Source organism: Actimicrobium sp. GrIS 1.19, assembly GCF_035984655.1.
Lineage (GTDB): Bacteria > Pseudomonadota > Gammaproteobacteria > Burkholderiales > Burkholderiaceae_D > Actimicrobium.
Genome location: NZ_JAXCHT010000081.1, coordinates 1 through 1637, shown reverse-complemented (window position 1 = coordinate 1637; position 1637 = coordinate 1). Strand labels below are relative to the sequence as shown.

The 1637-nt window shown below is 54.1% G+C and carries 2 protein-coding genes and 1 pseudogene; 2 read left to right on the top strand and 1 reads right to left on the bottom strand.

All coding sequences use genetic code 11. The annotated features are described in order from the left end of the window. Positions 1-307, top strand: a 307-nt coding sequence (locus RCH09_RS19615; RefSeq protein WP_326942824.1) for an RNA polymerase sigma factor, incomplete at its 5' end; no start/stop codon positions are given. A gap of 10 nt (positions 308-317) precedes the next feature. Continuing rightward, positions 318-731: a fasciclin domain-containing protein gene (locus RCH09_RS19610; protein ID WP_326942823.1), complete on the top strand. Its 414-nt coding sequence runs from the start codon at positions 318-320 to the stop codon at positions 729-731. A 463-nt stretch (positions 732-1194) separates the two neighbouring features. On the opposite strand, the pseudogene RCH09_RS19605 reads toward RCH09_RS19610, so the two are convergent. Beyond that, positions 1195-1536, bottom strand: a pseudogene (locus RCH09_RS19605) (FAD-binding domain-containing protein); the annotation flags it as partial. Between the last annotated feature and the right edge of the window lie 101 nt (positions 1537-1637).

Genomic DNA, 1637 nt, shown 5'->3' with positions numbered 1-1637 from the left:
CGAAACCAGTAATCCGATTTATGCCCCCGGCGCTGAAAACTTCGCGCCAAGTCCGGAAGACAGTCTCTGTGGACAGCAATTGCTGTTTGCCATTGTGCAATCGATCGACCGGCTCTCACCGCAAATGCGCAGCTCCATCACGATGCGTGAAATGGAACACTGCAGCTATGCCGAGATTGCTGATACCTTGCAAATTCCTTTAAACACGGTTCGTTCACTAATTTTCAGGGCCCGTGCAACTATCGCCACCGATATACGTCCTTTATTAGACAGAGGGCCTGATCCGTGTTTTTTAAACTTTATTTGAGGAAATTGACATGCACGATATTATCGACACCGCCGTTGCAGCCGGCACGTTCAAGACGCTAGCAGCTGCCCTTACCGCTGCAAATCTTGTGGCCACCCTGAAGGGCCCTGGTCCATTCACGGTATTTGCCCCCACTGACGACGCGTTTGCTAAGTTGCCTGCAGGTACGGTAGAAAGTTTGCTAAAGGATATCCCGAAGCTCACGTCCATTCTGACCTACCACGTCGTACCAGGCAAAGTGATGGCTGCTGACGTGATGAAGATGGACGGCAGCAATGCAGCGACTGTCAATGGTGCGCATTTAAACATCACCACTACCGGCGGCGTAAAGCTTAACGGCAACGTTCACGTTGTAAATACTGATATTGAGTGCACGAATGGTGTGATTCACGTCATCGATTCAGTGTTGCTGCCTTCGTCCTGATCGAGCCGGGTTTAGAGTATCGCGTGCGCCTCTTCATTTAGAGCCGCCGCAGCTGACTAGGAGCCGCGAGGGGAATACACCGGCCATCGGCCACAATCGGGCGCGGTCACTATTAAACCCACCCGATACGACAACGATTCAGGGCCTGCGCGGCATTAGCCCGCATTTGCAAGCTCAACCCGACAGGTTGCGCTGTTGGCGACCACACAAAATTGAGCCAAATTTCTCGAAAATGATCGTCTGTGATTGACCCGGAATGCCAGCCTCTTGGTGCTGCTGAATTTTTGGCCCAGGACGCCGGAATCGCCTGACCCACGCGAATCTATAGTAAGTCCCGCTGCATCTGCCACTGCGCCCGATTGAGGGGGCAGCGGCAATCAGCAAGGTGGGACACAAATGCGTCGGCACCAACACTTGACCTATGCAAGGCATATAGGCGCATGAATGGCCGCACGCACAGCCCTTAAAACAAGGCCTTCTGCAGGCTTTCGGCAGGACGCGTTAGCCTCGACGTCGCAGGGCGATTCTTGTGCGCGGAAGACACTCGCTCACAAGCACGGCGGCCGGCATCAATGTGATCGACGATCGGCCTAGGATAGTCTTCGCCGATGATCACACCACAGCTAGCCTGCACAGCAGCCGGCATCTTCCAGGGCTCAAAAATATAGATGTCCGAAACCTGAACCAACACGGGGATCCAGCGCCGTACGAATTCCCCAGTAGGATCCAGATCCTGCGCCTGCTTGACCGGGTTGTACGAAAGCATCTGCGTTGATCCTGCGGTGCCGGCATGTATCTGCAACTGGTTGTAGGTAAGCGCATCAGCAACGCCGTCTGTACATCACGCCATTGACCCGCCAAAGTGGTGCCCACCAAATAGTAGTGGGGATCACTTTGAACACAGCC

What these genes read in the sequence shown, in the direction of transcription:
- RCH09_RS19610 (WP_326942823.1), top strand. Translation starts at nt 318, where the DNA reads ATGCACGATATTATCGACACCGCCGTTGCAGCCGGCACGTTCAAGACG.